Origin of the sequence: Lysinibacillus sp. UBA5994, assembly GCF_002429725.1 — a bacterium.
Taxonomy (GTDB): domain Bacteria; phylum Bacillota; class Bacilli; order Bacillales_A; family Planococcaceae; genus Lysinibacillus; species Lysinibacillus capsici.
The window spans coordinates 190-15,120 of record NZ_DJAU01000010.1; the positions used below are offsets into that span (position 1 = coordinate 190).

At 36.6% G+C, this 14,931-nt stretch carries 14 protein-coding genes; 4 read left to right on the top strand and 10 right to left on the bottom strand.

Going from position 1 to position 14,931, the window contains the following annotated elements; translation table 11 throughout:
- Positions 1-256: 256 nt before the first annotated feature.
- The 3 genes from B3D98_RS02280 to B3D98_RS02290 all read left to right on the top strand — a co-directional run bounded on the left by B3D98_RS02280 (position 257) and on the right by B3D98_RS02290 (position 3,013).
- Positions 257-1,381, top strand: a complete 1,125-nt coding sequence (locus B3D98_RS02280) for a YibE/F family protein (protein WP_288580160.1) — start codon at positions 257-259, stop codon at positions 1,379-1,381.
- A complete protein-coding gene (locus tag B3D98_RS02285; protein WP_288580163.1) occupies positions 1,378-2,154 on the top strand; it encodes a YibE/F family protein in 777 nt (258 codons plus the stop codon). Before B3D98_RS02280 ends, B3D98_RS02285 begins: the two co-directional genes overlap by 4 nt.
- Positions 2,155-2,395: 241 nt before the next feature.
- Positions 2,396-3,013 carry an HAD-IA family hydrolase gene (locus B3D98_RS02290; protein WP_048389915.1) on the top strand — a complete coding sequence of 206 codons (618 nt, stop codon included), beginning with the start codon at positions 2,396-2,398 and terminating at the stop codon, positions 3,011-3,013.
- Positions 3,014-3,059: 46 nt separating this feature from the next.
- Here the strand turns inward: B3D98_RS02290 and B3D98_RS02295 are convergent, their stop codons facing one another.
- The 4 genes from B3D98_RS02295 to B3D98_RS02310 form a co-directional block, all read right to left on the bottom strand.
- Positions 3,060-3,884, bottom strand: coding sequence for a methyl-accepting chemotaxis protein (locus B3D98_RS02295; protein WP_048389914.1), 825 nt, complete (start codon positions 3,882-3,884; stop codon positions 3,060-3,062).
- A 97-nt stretch (positions 3,885-3,981) separates the two neighbouring features.
- The gene (locus tag B3D98_RS02300; RefSeq protein ID WP_288580166.1) at positions 3,982-4,962 is read right to left on the bottom strand and encodes a VanW family protein; all 981 of its coding nucleotides are present in this window, start codon (positions 4,960-4,962) and stop codon (positions 3,982-3,984) included.
- Between the two features lie 303 nt (positions 4,963-5,265).
- Positions 5,266-5,874 (bottom strand): CAP domain-containing protein, encoded by a 609-nt coding sequence (locus B3D98_RS02305; protein ID WP_112117691.1) that lies wholly within the window; start codon positions 5,872-5,874, stop codon positions 5,266-5,268.
- 231 nt (positions 5,875-6,105) lie between these two features.
- Positions 6,106-6,735 (bottom strand): hypothetical protein, encoded by a 630-nt coding sequence (locus tag B3D98_RS02310; RefSeq protein WP_016995451.1) that lies wholly within the window; start codon positions 6,733-6,735, stop codon positions 6,106-6,108.
- A 157-nt stretch (positions 6,736-6,892) separates the two neighbouring features.
- On the opposite strand from B3D98_RS02310, the gene pgeF reads away from it, so the two are divergent.
- Positions 6,893-7,657 (top strand): peptidoglycan editing factor PgeF, encoded by a 765-nt coding sequence (gene pgeF / locus B3D98_RS02315; protein ID WP_048389906.1) that lies wholly within the window; start codon positions 6,893-6,895, stop codon positions 7,655-7,657.
- Between the two features lie 36 nt (positions 7,658-7,693).
- Here pgeF and B3D98_RS02320 read toward each other — a convergent pair whose 3' ends face one another.
- The 6 genes from B3D98_RS02320 to B3D98_RS02345 all read right to left on the bottom strand — a co-directional run bounded on the left by B3D98_RS02320 (position 7,694) and on the right by B3D98_RS02345 (position 14,855).
- Entirely contained in the window at positions 7,694-8,806 is a 1,113-nt protein-coding gene (locus B3D98_RS02320) for a Ger(x)C family spore germination protein (protein ID WP_054550733.1), read from the bottom strand.
- A complete protein-coding gene (locus B3D98_RS02325; protein ID WP_054550732.1) occupies positions 8,803-9,885 on the bottom strand; it encodes a GerAB/ArcD/ProY family transporter in 1,083 nt (360 codons plus the stop codon). The genes B3D98_RS02320 and B3D98_RS02325 overlap by 4 nt, the downstream gene beginning before the upstream one ends.
- A 22-nt stretch (positions 9,886-9,907) precedes the next feature.
- Positions 9,908-11,302: a spore germination protein gene (locus tag B3D98_RS02330; protein ID WP_054550731.1), complete on the bottom strand. Its 1,395-nt coding sequence runs from the start codon at positions 11,300-11,302 to the stop codon at positions 9,908-9,910.
- Between the two features lie 153 nt (positions 11,303-11,455).
- Positions 11,456-12,829, bottom strand: coding sequence for an amino acid permease (locus B3D98_RS02335; RefSeq protein ID WP_054550730.1), 1,374 nt, complete (start codon positions 12,827-12,829; stop codon positions 11,456-11,458).
- 256 nt (positions 12,830-13,085) lie between these two features.
- Complete coding sequence (locus B3D98_RS02340; protein ID WP_016995612.1) at positions 13,086-13,295, bottom strand: hypothetical protein; 210 nt, start codon at positions 13,293-13,295, stop codon at positions 13,086-13,088.
- 45 nt (positions 13,296-13,340) lie between these two features.
- Positions 13,341-14,855, bottom strand: a complete 1,515-nt coding sequence (locus B3D98_RS02345; RefSeq protein ID WP_054550729.1) for an NCS1 family transporter — start codon at positions 14,853-14,855, stop codon at positions 13,341-13,343.
- Between the last annotated feature and the right edge of the window lie 76 nt (positions 14,856-14,931).

A 14,931-nucleotide genomic window follows, 5' to 3' on the forward strand; every position in this document is an offset into this window, starting at 1 on the left:
GCCGATTGGGAATTTCACCCTACCCCGAAGAATATTTTTATTTAGCTAGTCTTACGATAACACTATTTTATTATATTATCCATCCTTCTTTTTAAATTTTTTTCGAAGCATAAATTTTAAACAGCTTTGACTCGACTTGAAAAATGTAAAAGATGTTATTAAAATGATGACATTTAACCTGTTTATGGAACTTCTTAATCAAAAAAACGTTCCTTTACAAGTGACTATTCAGTCTAGCAGTTTGGAGGTCATTTACTTGACATTTTTTAAAAATATACCTTTTAAACAAGCTATTTTCTATGCCCTATTAGCACTCTGTTGTGGGGTTTCGATCGTTTTCGTACATCATAACGAACAATTTTATGATCGACCGATAGCGGAAATAACGCAAGTGGATGTAACAGCATCAGAACCGATGACAGATATGTATGAAAATGAGGATTTTTTGTTTACACAGGAGATTATGGCCATTATCAAAAATGGTCAGCATAAGGGGCAATCCATTCATTTGACGAATGACTATTCTTCGTCTGGTGCTTTTGATCAAGAATACCATGTAGGAAATGAAATCTTTGTCATGCTAGTTGATCGCACAACAGAATCTGTTTTAACAGGAACCATTCTCGATTTAAAACGAGATCAAACCATGGTAATGATTGCATGGATTTTTATTTTTGCCCTACTTATTGTAGGTAAAAGACAAGGCTTATTTTCTATCATTAGTTTGAGTGTCAATGCTGTGATTTTATCATTCGCATTAGATCTTTATGTGAAGCATGGGGGCGTAAACCTGTTATTAGTCAGCGGCATTTGCGCCCTGCTATTTACGATTATTTCGCTACTACTTATTAGTGGATTGCATACAAAAACATATGTAGCCATCGTGTCCACACTTTTAGGCACTGTTATAGCGCTTATCATAAGCTCTATTGTAATGTGGTTGACAGGTGAAAATGGTCTTCGTTATGAAGAAATGCAATTTTTAACACGTCCTTATCGTACTGTCTTTATGGCAGGTTTATTTATTGGCTCACTTGGGGCAGTAATGGATGTTTCTATTACAATGGCTTCCTCAATTTTTGCTTTATACGAGCAAGATCCTACAATCTCTGTCAAGGCTCTTAAATCTTCGGGACATGAAATCGGTAAAGATATTATGGGTACCATTACAAGTATCTTATTCTTTGCCTACCTTTGCGGCTCCATACCTATGATTATTCTCTATTTAAAAAATTCTTCCACATTAGGGCTTACATTGACCTTAAATCTTTCTTTAGAATTAGCCCGTGCCTTAGCAGGGGGTATTGGTGTTGTCCTTACGATTCCTATCAGTCAGTATACCGCTATATTTTTCATTAATCGAAAGAGGGTTCAAGGATGAATGTTGTCGTCTTATTAGCAGTTATATTATTCTTGTTAATGGTACTTGTCGGCGGTAGACAGGGGATACGCTCATTTCTTTCTTTATTCCTAAACTTTGGTGTGCTCTTTGTCACCATTTTTTTAATGACAAACCCTAAAAATAGCCCCATCATCTTGACGTTTATTGCCTGTACGGTCATTAGCTGTATTAGTCTTTTCTATATCAATAAAACAAACAGTAAAACCATTACAGCCTTTATCTCGACGATGGTGACGATAGGTATGTTACTACTCTTTATTACCTTTGTAACGGAAAAGTCGATGATCCAAGGGTTTGGCGAAGAATCAACTGAAGAAATCAGCATCTTTTCTCTCTACATTGGTGTTAATTTTGTGCAGATTGGTGCATCAGTCATCATTATGAGTACGATTGGTGCCATTATGGATGTAGCCATTTCCATCGCTACCTCTATGCATGAGATTTTTTATCGCAATCCTTCGATGAGTAGAAAAAAATTATTTACAGTTGGCTTAAGCATAGGAAGAGATATATTAGGAACCGATACTAATACGTTATTTTTTGCTTTCTTTGGTGGCTATTTAAGCTTATTAATCTGGTTCAAGGACCTCTCCTATTCGATTGGGGAAATTGTTAACTCCAAGGTTTTTAGTGCCGAAATGACAACCATTTTTTGTGCAGGAATCGGCATTGCATTGATTATTCCGATTGCCGCCTGCATCAATGCCTTTTATTTAATTCGAACACGCGAAAAAACAGAAAAACTTTTATAAAAATTACCAGTACCTATCATAAAACACAATAATGTCGAGGTGTCTCAATGGACTTTTGAGACACCTCCTTTTGTTGTACCATTTTCATTGCAATCGCCGTATTTTCTGATAATATTTACCATAAGATGTTTACGTACGCTCAAAATGGTTGTTATTTCAAGAATACTAGATGCCCATTCCATGTAACATTTTTTTAGCATAGAACGTCAATACAACGAGATGAAAAAGGAGAAAGTTTGCAATGAAGCATATTATCTTTGATTTTGATGGGACGCTTGCAGATTCTACTGCTGTGTTTGCCTCAGCATGGAATACTTTAGCCCAAAAATATAAATTTAAAGGCATTGAATTAAAGGAAATTGATACATTAAAAAAATTATCAATTTCAGAACGCAGTAAATTATTCGACTTTCCAATGTATAAGTTGCCTATGATTTTACCGCAATTTTATAAATTGTATCGTCAATCATTAAATGATGTTCATCTTTTTGAAGGAATGAAGGAACTATTAATAGAGATTGATAAAAGAGGCTATAAAATCCTGATTATTTCCTCAAACTCTAAAGAGAATATTTTAGAATTTCTTAAAATGAACGGTATTCATTGTGTAGCAGATGTACTTTGCTCCAACCGCATTTTTGGTAAGGACAAAGTAATGAAAAAGTTTTTAAAGGAAGCAAATGTCGACTCGTCTAACGTCGTATACATTGGAGACGAGCAAAGGGATATTGTTGCTTGTAAGAAAGCCGGTATACCAATTATTTGGGTGGAATGGGGCTATGATGCCAAAGAAGTCGTGCAAAATGACGAACCTGAATACAGTGTCTCAACACCACAGGAAATTTTAGAGATCATTTAATCATGAAAAAGGATAATAGCACTTGTCTATTATCCTTTTTATATGCCTATCCTTTGATGTCACTAATTTGCATTAGCTTTTCTGCTGTACTATTAACCCCTTTGTAGGCATCTGTTAATTCATGCATACTCGCAGCAAACTGCTGTGTAAACGCAGCAATTTGATTTGTTGATGCATTGACCTGATCGATGGATTGTTTAATATTTTCTAGTTGCACAGTTATGCTATCAGCACTTTCTGTACTACTCTGGGACATTTTTTGTATTTCAGAAGCGACCACCGCAAAGCCACGCCCATGCTCACCTGAACGTGCTGCTTCTATCGATGCGTTTAGACCAAGAATTCTCGATTTCATAGCTAAATCTTTTACTAAATGGACAATCACATTAATTTGTTCAATATCGCCTGTCATCGATTCCGCGAAATTAGATAGCTCTTCCAAACGATTGGATACATCCTTACTGGCAGTGGCTAATCCTTCATTTGTAGCTGTCATTTCTTCTACAGCACTCGAAAGCTCAGTTGCCAATAGACGCATACTATCCATTTTTTCGTTGGAAATAATGGCACTTACTACGCCAATAATACGTCCTCCTTCAAAAATAGGCTGGGCAGAGGCGATATAGGCCATACCAAAACCTTCTGCGCTACGCTCCTCTTTCACAAATTTTCCTGAACTTAACGCTATTTCTGTTGCTGTACCTCGATATTTATGTACTGGGTCACCAACCCCAACTTTTAAGTCAACCTTTTTTCCTGGTTTGTAGGCAAGCACTTTTTCCGTATCTGCCACGATGACACAAGCATCCTCTGGGTAAGTTGCTTGGTATAAATCAATCGAATCAATCGTTGCTTGTAGTTTAGGATGCATTGTCTTTTCCCCCTAAAATTTTCTGAATTGTATCAATTTAACTATATCATGCGATCCGAAAAAAGACACCAACGTCCAGTGGTGTCTCCTTACAACATTATGGTTTTTTCAATAATTCTACATATTTTTCTGCCGTTCGAATTTCAATTGTTAGAGAATTCTCTCCATAGCTTGCCTTAATTAAAAATGGTACATCATTTGAGTTTTGAAACCTAAAATCTAACGTATCATAAGAAACCGTAGCATCTCTTCCTTTTGGGACATATCCTACATCTAACGAATGATGATGGCGTTCAACATATTTGACGGGAATTTGGTCTACTGCATTAAACAAGGTTGAAGAAGTTTGACAGATTCCACCACCAATTCCCATGACTACCTTCTTATTAATAATTTCAGGTGCGGGTTGATAGCCATTTGCCTCATCTCTTGGACCTACAATTGTATTAAAAGAAAAATAATCGCCACTGCCTACAATCACATTATGAATGGCTCTAGCAGAGAGCTCAATATTTTTATTTCTTCCTAAATCAGCACGATTGAAATAAGTTGTATAAGATGCAACAACCACTTCCTCTAATAATGGAAGGTCCTCAAAATAATAGCCACTTTCTGTTATATAGAGCGGCATTTCTACCTGACCCCCAGTCGCGGAAGCTTCGATTATACGCTCCACTAGCTCACTTTCCTTTAAAATGATTTGCGGCTTCCCCTTGATCACTTGCCCGTTTTCATCCAATCGATCAAGCATCATACGCTGATCATAGCCCTTTGATGTGTCTGTTCCTCTCGCCCATTCCCTTGCTAATTGCTCTAGATGTTTTTGATAGGCTTGTGGGTCTGTATCAAAGCCAAATTCCTTTGGAGATATCGTTTTAAGTACCTTACTCGTAGTTGGATCAACAACCTCTACAATAGGATCAATCATTTGTTCTTGTTCATATGTAACAGGTTGCTGTACTTCCTCACGTTGTTGAATTTCTTGTTCTAGCTTGTTATGATGGACTGCTTCTTTTTCACAACCTACTAGACCCATCATACAGATAACGCAACATGTAGCTAACCACTTCTTTTTCAACCATAAACACCACCTCTATCTTCATACTACAGAGACATCTTATTCGTCTATTGCTCATAGTGTGTTGTTTTTTGGTTATTTTTATTTGTCAAGATAGCAAAAACACGCTACATTATCCTTAGCCTGACATATCTAAAGATAGTTTGATGTGTATTCTTGTACTTAATTAACCTTTTAATGATTTAGGGGGATGTTAATTCTAGAAGAAGTAATATACGCTTCCAATACGGTATACTTTAGAATTTAACGCGAAAAAGAGCATCTACTAGCTATCACAAAAGCCAATAGATACTCTTTCTTTTTTTATTTTTGAATAAACATTTGTGTCCAGTAATTACCTTCCTGTACATAGCCTACACCAATATGTGTGTAGCTTTTATTAAGGATATTGGCACGGTGTCCTTCACTGTTCATCCAGGCCGTTACAACTTCCTGTGCGGAGCGTTGGCCCTTCGCGATATTTTCACCAGCAGATTTATACGTAATACCGAAGTTTTTCATCATGGTAAAAGGTGTACCATACGTTGGACTTGTGTGGTCAAAGTAATTTTTATCCTGCATATCTTGCGACTTATATTTAGCAACCCTTGATAGCTCCCAATCTTCTTGCAATGCTGGAAGACCTGCTTTTGCCCGTTCTGCATTGACAAGTTTCACAACCTCTTGTTCAACTGTTGCCTGTTCTTTTACAGGGACGTTAATTTTTTGACCTGGAGAAATTTGATTTGGGTTAGCGAGTTGTGGGTTGGCATCAATTAATTCCTGTACACCCGTTTCTGTTTTTAATGCTATTTTCCATAGCGTATCACCAGATGTCACTGTATAGGATTCGGCGGCCATTGCCGCAACTGGCACTAATAATGAAGTTGCTACTACTGAAGCTAGTGCTACTTTTTTTATTTTTTTAAACATGTTAATCACCCTTCCTAATTGCTCTACCATTATCGTAAATAGTTTCTGAGCCATAATCATCACAAAATATTTGGAAGGATTTTTACAATTGTATGACAAGCTCGCCATATGTTTGGTTAAAGCCCTTTCTTTCGCTATTCTTTCCCATTGGACTTGTCATCAAGTTGCAATATGTTTGTAATTGGCATACATTACTAATAGATTCAGTGATCAATTGCTGCACAAAATATCCTATTTTGCTAATTGCTTACGCTGTAATCGATAAATTAAGAGAATATAGAGCCAATCATAAAAGAGCGTTGCTACAGAAATAATGGTAATTAAAGGTGTGCGGAAGTATAGATAAAAGCCTACCGCTGCAAATAATGTACCCACCATCTTACAAACTGCAATCCCCATGGATTGACCAGCTAAATTCCCTCTTTGCAAGAGTAAAGCAATAAATAGACCTGACATCATAAGATTTTGAAAGAATGCTACGTACTTTCCTTCGAAATCTTGAAATTCATAGACTATACCTAAAATGATCAGCATGCTAAAGATTAACGTGATCAAAAAGGAGAAATACAATAGCTTTTTTGATAGCATCTTTCGATATTCATTTGGAGCATAACGTAAAAATTGCATCAAAATAAAGACATCCAATACAAACCAAATCAGCGTAATATAGCGTTGCAGGTCATTTTGTGGGTAGAAAAAGGCAAAGATAAATTCCCATGAAATATTGGCACAAATAGCGACCATAGGCATGCCATAGGTTTTATCTTGCCATCCTTTGTAAATAACAAGTATATATGTAAAAATCCAAAAAAGACCCATTCCTACTTGGCAAATTAATAATATGTCTTGTTCACTCAACATTCACGCTCTCCCCCTCTCTAGCATTCCTTCTACTATATGAGGAAATCGATTCTTTATGTCTAAAAGTTTGATAGACGGGTAAAGGAGTGCTAAATAGTAAAAAACGGCAACCTATACATTCCACAAGCGATCCTATATAGTAAAACGAGGTGATTAAATGAAAATAAAAATGTATATAGATAATGAGCAATTTATCGCAGGAACGACCTTAAAAGATGAGATGGAGATTGAACACAATAATATGGCTTTGCATAGTTGCCATGATGTTCAAGCTATCATTAACAATCGTCAGCATTTAGCTGCGACATTGAACTGTGATTTACAAAATTTTATTTGTACAGAGCAAACACATAGTGCGAACTTTCATAAAGTCACATTAGCCGATCAAGGACGAGGAGCTGCGCAAATGGATACAGCGGTGAAGAATACAGACGCGCTTTATACACTTGAGCCTAACTTACTATTATGTAGTTTTACAGCAGATTGCGTGCCCGTTATTTTTTATAATGCTGTGAATGGACTCGTCGGTGTGATTCATTCGGGATGGCAAGGAACAGTCAAAGAAATAACACCCAAACTGTTTCAGCATCTTATGAATGAAGAACAGTGTCGACCTGAGGACTTTCATGTTCAAATCGGTATGGCACTGAGTCAGCAGAAATTTGAGGTAGACGCAGATGTATATGAAAAATTTCACAGTCTTGGTTATGCCGAAGAATTTATGTATTACAATGCAGAAACGAAAAAATACCATATTGATAATCAGCAGACAGTCAAAAAGCAATGTGAGCTTGCGGGTATTCCAGTGAATCAAATACAAATTGATGAAACCTGTACATTCCTTAGTCCCGATGGCTTTTCTTATCGTCAAGATAAACAAGCCGGAAGACATTTAAGCTTTATTATGCGAAAAACACAATAACAGCAAAGACCCTTCTTATCGAATGGGTCTTTGCTGTTATTTTAAAGTACCTGTACTAATAATGGACGTTTCTACATGGACCTTCACGTCTAATTTTCTAATAAGCTCTCTTGTTTTTTTCGATGTCCATTTTCCATGATGATACATTCTAAATTCTTCACTTAAGCCAGCTGGATCTACCTCTGTTTTATTTAATCGCGCTAAAAATTCACTAATATCCTGTTCCAGCTGTTTATTCACATCTTTTTCCAAATCACTAATGCTTTCAACTGTAAATAAATGTGATTCTCTTTCTCCCTTATATTCGCTTAAAGTACCCTTTATTTTTAAGAAAATCGTTAATTTGGGTGATTCCATATTTTTATTACTCTCTTTTTTCACACTGCTCTCGATTAAATCAATCATTACCTTTTCTTCTCCATGTCCTGCATTTAAATCAAGGTGCAAAGGAGCAAGATTTTTCTGTCCACTTAAAGCTTGAATAACTAGTGCTTCCTCAGGTTTAATTAATTCATGCATCTGATTCCCTTTAAATATGGCAACGCCTTTAATCTCTAATTTCTCCTCTCGTTTTTCAACATAGGGTAATACTGTATCCACTACAGGATTTGTAATCGAGTACATAAAATCATGAATATTGGTATTGGGGTTAAAAGCAGTATTGATACTCGGCTCTAATAGATTGTTCAAATAAAAATTAATACTTGGCTTATCAGGATAATCTCCTTTTAAAATCGCTTCCGCATTATCCTTCACAACAGCTATCAATACTTTATTACCTACTTCCGCATTGCGATATAAGTGCTGAACAATTTTTCGAACATTCCCTTTCCGCGCAAAATCTTCGTTTACTAAGACAACTCGCAATTGATTGAAGACTATTTTCTTATCGGATTGCTTTTCTATTTCCACGATGCCGCTTGATACTAAATCTGTTGTGATAGAAAAAGTTTGTGTGTCTTTTTCTGCGTCTGGAGAATATTGGGGGATCGCTACTGTGAGTCTCATCTGATTCTCATCGATATAGTCAAAAGCCATCGAATCTACCATCCCAACATCCTCTAGAGGAACTTTTATTTCTTTTTTAGAACAGCCTGCAAGTAAAACGAAAATCAAAAAAGAAATGATGCATAGACGTTTATTTTTCATACCTGCACCTGCTTTTTTCGAATAACATATATCAGGATTAAAAACACTGGCCAGCTTACCAGCACATAGCCTACATAGTTACTTGCCATAAATAATTTTTCCTGGAATTCACGCGAAAAGGGCATTTTTACAATAAAGAAAATGATCAAGGCGATGATATACAACTGATAACTTTGCTTTTTCTTTTTAAGGAAGGTATCCATACCCCTTTTTGCACACCATACATAGGCTGTAATCGAGGATAAGATTAGAAAAACCCAAAGCGTAATGCCAATGATATCGATTCGCTCAATAAAGGTAAATTCTCCTGCCTTAAATAGGTTTAATACTGAAAACTCTACATTTTTTAATTGCCACTCTGAATAATACATGACGCTAATAGCTGTTGTGATAAAGCATAAAAATATACTAATCCAAATACCGATTAAGGAATGACGAAATGCCTTTTTTTGATCGATGATATATGGAAAATAAAATAGAATTAATTCGTAACCAAGGATAGAAAAATATCCTTGCTTTAACGCTTCATAAAATTCCTTAGGCGTAAAATTAAATAGAGGCAAAAAATGACTTGGATCACCTTTTTCAATGGCCCAGCGCGTAAAATAGAATAATCCAATGGTAATAAAAAATGTCATTATACAAAATCGTGCAATAGATTTAATACCCCCACTTACAATATAAATAAGTAGAAGTAAAAAGCAAAGGACAGGCATGGTGATGGTTTGTTCCTGCAATGCTGTACTTTGAATTAAGTGCATATAATTACTAATAATCCCTGCACTAAAAACAATAAATTGAATAATGACGAGTAGATTTATAAATTTTCCGAGCCATTTTCCCAATAATATTTCATTCATTCGAAATAAATCATCATTGGGAAACTTTGAACAAAGCCATACCATCGCAAATAGTGTCAGGCTAGCAATCACACCAAAGAGAAGAGGCATAAATGATTGTGTGTAGCCCATAGGACTTAATTTCTGAGGGAGCGAAAGGATACCGGTACCAATCATAATACTTTGCGCTAAGAAGATGACATGATAACGATTTAACACCTTTCCTTTTGTTGTATTCAAAGTTAACCACCTCATTCTGACACTATTTTTTCTGTACTTTTGAAATACCAGTCTTACTTCTTATATATTTAGTTGGAAATCGGATGACACTATCCAATAAATCGCTTGGCTTTCTTGGAATAGCAGGTGTCATATAATGCGTTCCTAAGGATTTGAGACTTAATAAATGGTGGATTAACCACGCAAAGGCGAGCATCTGTCCAAACAAGCCAAATAAACCTGCTGATAAGATAAAAATATAACGAATAAATCGGCTAGTATTACTCATTAAGAAAATAGGCGGTAAGAAGGAAAGTAGTGCTGAGGTAGCGACTAACACAATGAGTATATTACTTAGTAATCCAGCTTCTACGGCCGCTGTACCAATTACAATACCTCCTACGATACCAATGGTTTGTCCGACTTTGGCAGGCATTCGAGAGCCCGCTTCTCGTAAGACTTCAATTATAAGCTCGATAAATAATACCTCAATCAGTGGTGGAAATGGTACCTTACTTCTTGATTCTTGAAGATTTAGTAATAATTCGTATGGCAAAATTTCTGGATGAAAGGTTAAGGCTGATATATACATTGGTGTAATCATGATCGTTAAGAAAAAACCAAAAAAGCGCAGCATCCTTAATAAAGATGCTGTTGTCCAACGGTTGTAGTAATCCTCAATCGACACGAACATTTCAAAAAAAGAAGTGGGACAGACAATGGCTAGTTGACTATTATCCATAAAAACGACGATTCTACCATCCAGAAGATAACGGCAAATACTATCTGGACGGACTGTCATGTAATATTGAGGAAAGGGCGATAATGGATTATCCTCAATTAATTGCTTCAACACGGATATATCCGTAAATAACGGATAATCTACCTGGTCAATACGGTTTCTTAAATCATCTAAATTTTCATGGCTCACGATATTATCCATATACATAATCGATATTTTAATATTGGCTTCTGACCCAACAATTCGGTTTTCATTTTTTAGCATGGAGCTTTGAATCCGTCTTCTCACTAACGATATATTCGTTTCCAGTGATTCTGTAAATGCATCCTGTGGACCAATTACAGTCGACTCTGTTTCCGTATCCGTAATGGCCCTTGTAGGCGCACTATACGTATCGATACTTAATAGGGCGTTGGTTTCGTGAAAAAAAAGAAGGGTTTGCCCAGCATTCAATTTTTTAACGACACCTTTCACATCTTTCGGGTCCACATATTGAGCCATTTGATGAATTTGTTTCAAATTATTAGCTAGTGGAATCGTCACCATGGTTTGTAAGGTCATTTTTTCGATGAGTGAGGAGAAATAAATGACCGTCACATCCCCTTCTTCTGTAGCGATCATTTTCAGTTTTACGTCATCGACTTCGTTAATCTCCTGCTTTAATTTAGTGACAATCTGCTCGGGTATCTCGTTCATTTTTGCTCCACCCCTTTTGTTCCGATAAATACCAGTCCATATCATTCATTTTTTAGTAGTTTGCCTTTTTATCATTTAATTATGTAAAAATTGTGCTAGCAAAAATAGCCATACAAAAAGGATGCATCCCAATTAGAGATACATCCTTAAAGGTTATTCTATAGAATCTTTGCTGTATCGGTTTTTACCAATACCAAATACGTAGTAGCTAATGGTTACAAGAATCAAGAAAATAATGCCCACTATTAATGACACGCGTGTATCATCATTGAACCACATGCCGACTAGTACCATGATTAAAAAGATAATTGTTACATAGTTTGTAATCGGTGCGAACGGCATTTTAAAAGGATGCTTTGCTAGCTGCGCTTCCTTTACTTTTCTAAAACGAATTTGACTTATTAAAATGATAAACCATGGAATCATCCCTGGTAAAACACTTGCACTATACACATAAACAAATAAGTTTTCAGGGGCAATATAACTTAAAATAACACCAACGACTAAGCCAACTAATACGCCCGCTGTTCCAAATAAAGGCACACCATTACTAGAAAGCTTTGCGAAAAATTTTGGTGCTTGTCCATTCATAGCAAGTGTATATAACATACGTCCAGCACTATAGATTCCACTGTTACACCCTGACATTGCAGCTGTGATGACGACGAAATTAATAATACCTGCGGCAGCCGTGATACCTACCTTAGCAAATGTCGCAACGAAAGGACTACCAATTGTGCCAAGCTCATCCCAAGGATACACTGTAACAATGACAAAGATTGCACCGATATAGAAAATTAAAATACGCCAAATAATGCTTTGGATGGCATTCGTAATCGTTTGTTGAGGATTTTTTGCTTCTCCTGCTGTAATCCCAATGAGCTCCACCCCTTGATAGGCAGCAACGACTAAAGATAAGGCAAAGAAAAATCCTGTCCAGCCACCTGTAAAGAAGCCACCGTGACTCCAAAGATTGGATAAGCCGATTGCTATTCCATCATTGCCAAAGCCAAAGAAGATGAGTCCGACCCCTGCAATAATCATTAAAATAATCGTAACAATTTTAATCATCGCAAACCAGAATTCAAATTCTCCAAACGATTTGACAGAAATGAAGTTTGCCACACCCAAAATCACCATTGCAATTAGACCAGGTATCCAAGCTGGTAATTCTGGATACCAATATTGCATATACGTTCCTACTGCTATAATTTCAGACATCCCAACAATAACCCATTGGAACCAGTTACTCCACGCTGTTAAATACCCTGCTAAAGGATGAATATATTTATAGCCAAATGTGGCAAAAGAGCCTGTACTTGGCTCCATATAAAGCATCTCACCCATTGCCCTCATAATGAAAAAAATAAAAATACCTGCAATACCATAGGCAAGGAGTACAGAAGGTCCTGTCCATTGAATAGCACTTGCTGAGCCCATAAATAGCCCAACACCAATCGTACCGCCAAGTGCAATCATTTGAATATGACGTGCTTCTAATCCTCTTTTCAATTCCTTATTGGCCACTCCATAACGCCTCTTTTCCTGTTGTTCTTTCTACGATGTTTTTACTTTAAAATAATAATCAATTTTTCTAAAAAAGACAAATGTATTTTTAGGAAAAACAAAAAATATTACTATTTTAATAGAATAACAAAAAATAGGTAATAACGACGATTTAATTGATGTTTGTACGAAATATGATGTTACTTCAACATAATTAAAATCAGAAAATTCAAAAAACTCTATTCCGTTCAAGTCGAAAGGAATAGAGTTTACTTCGTTATTGTAATAAAGTTTGTTCCTGTAATTTTGCAGAAAAGTATTTACGTGCATCTGCTGTTAGAATTTGTAGCAAAGTCACTTCTTCTTGACGTGCAAACTCTACAAACATCCCACTTAAATTTTCGTAGACATATTTGATTTTAAAGCCACTATCTAAATAATGATCTACTTTTTGAATTTCCTCTGTGCTTTGTTGGAATTCAGACATGCCATCACCTCACCTTCTTTTGAAAATGTCTTGATGTTGTCTCACTTACTCGGCACCCTTCATCTCTAACAGAGGATCTGGTTGCTCCACCAGTTCATCTTCATCCGGAGTCGCCGTTGGAGCTGTTGGCTGGCCAAATATTTCGTCTAAATTATGTCCGACAGTAATACCTAAATATTTGGCATCACTTGGATCATCTAGCTCAGCTTGTGGATACTTTTTAAACCACCAATACTTCGCTAATACATAATATACAATCGCGCCTACAGCAAACCCTACTAAAGAAGAGTAAGTTGAAAATATATTGGCAACTGCACCACCGATTACCCAAGCGATTAATCCAGCCATATTAAAGCCCTTATAATATTTAAATTGCCCATCTAATTCATAAAGCTCTTTTACATGTACGCGCCGTTTACGAATCAGGTAGTAATCAGCAAATAAAATACCTACAATCGCTGTTAAAATACCGCCAATGATTAATAGGACATTGACCATGACATCAAATAGACTCCAGGGCTGTGCAAGAATACCAATAATCCCTGCAATAACTACCCCTACCCAGAATGGCACTTTCGGTCCACCGATATTAGAGAAAATAGTAGCTGCTGGTACAACGTTGGCAGAGGTATTTGTCGACCATTGTGCTAATACAATCATCAGCAATAGAATTCCAAGAATAAAGCCGCTTGCACTTTGCTGTAAGGCATTAATTGGGTCTGCCGAGGCAACTGCCATATAGCAAACTGCACCAATCGTAACAATGAATGTGTTTGTAATGGGCATGACAATTAAAGAGCCTACAAGCTGTGTTTTATTACGCTTGAACCAATTACGCTCATTTTTGGGTGCTTTAAAGAAACGGGACAAGGATGGCATATCTGCTGCTAAGGTTGCCCAAAAGCCCATATTTGCCATCACCACTACCATAAAGGCGGTAAAAGCAGCGAAGCCTGTTGTTGGGGTTTCCACCCACGTCCAAATATTTTTTCCCTGAGATGTTGCATTATCTGCCAATGTGTAATACATCCAACAAGAAATTAAAATTATGACAGGGGCTGCTAAATCAGCAAAACGCTCAATGGATTTAATACCAAGAGATGTATTAAAGAGTTGAAGCGCTGCAAACACAAGGAAGCAGATAAACCAATTATCAAAGCCAAACAATAAATTTAAAATTCCGTTTATCGCTAATGCACCAAAATACGTATTCAAACCAAACCAACAGGCAGCTGTAACACCACGTACAAGGGAAGGTATATGAGTACCGAATGTGCCAAATGGTGCACGCATATAAACAGGGAAAGATAATCCATGCTCTATTCCGATGTCACCAATTAACGTCATAAAGACGCCAATTAAACAAGAACCTACCAATGTTGCCACAATCACCATTGGTAAGGATAAATTCATGATAGCCGAACCACCAATGGCAAAAGCCGCTAATACAATTGCCATTCCTATCCAAATCACCGCAAAACCAAATGTTCCAATATTTCTTTGTTGATGTGTCACTGGAAGTAAATCTGGGGATTTTAAATAATTCCCTTCACGTTCAATAACGTTTCTCTCCTTTTTTTCTAATTTCCGTGACAACCTCCTTGAGGTTTTTCCCTCCTCCATCGCTACTTGAGGA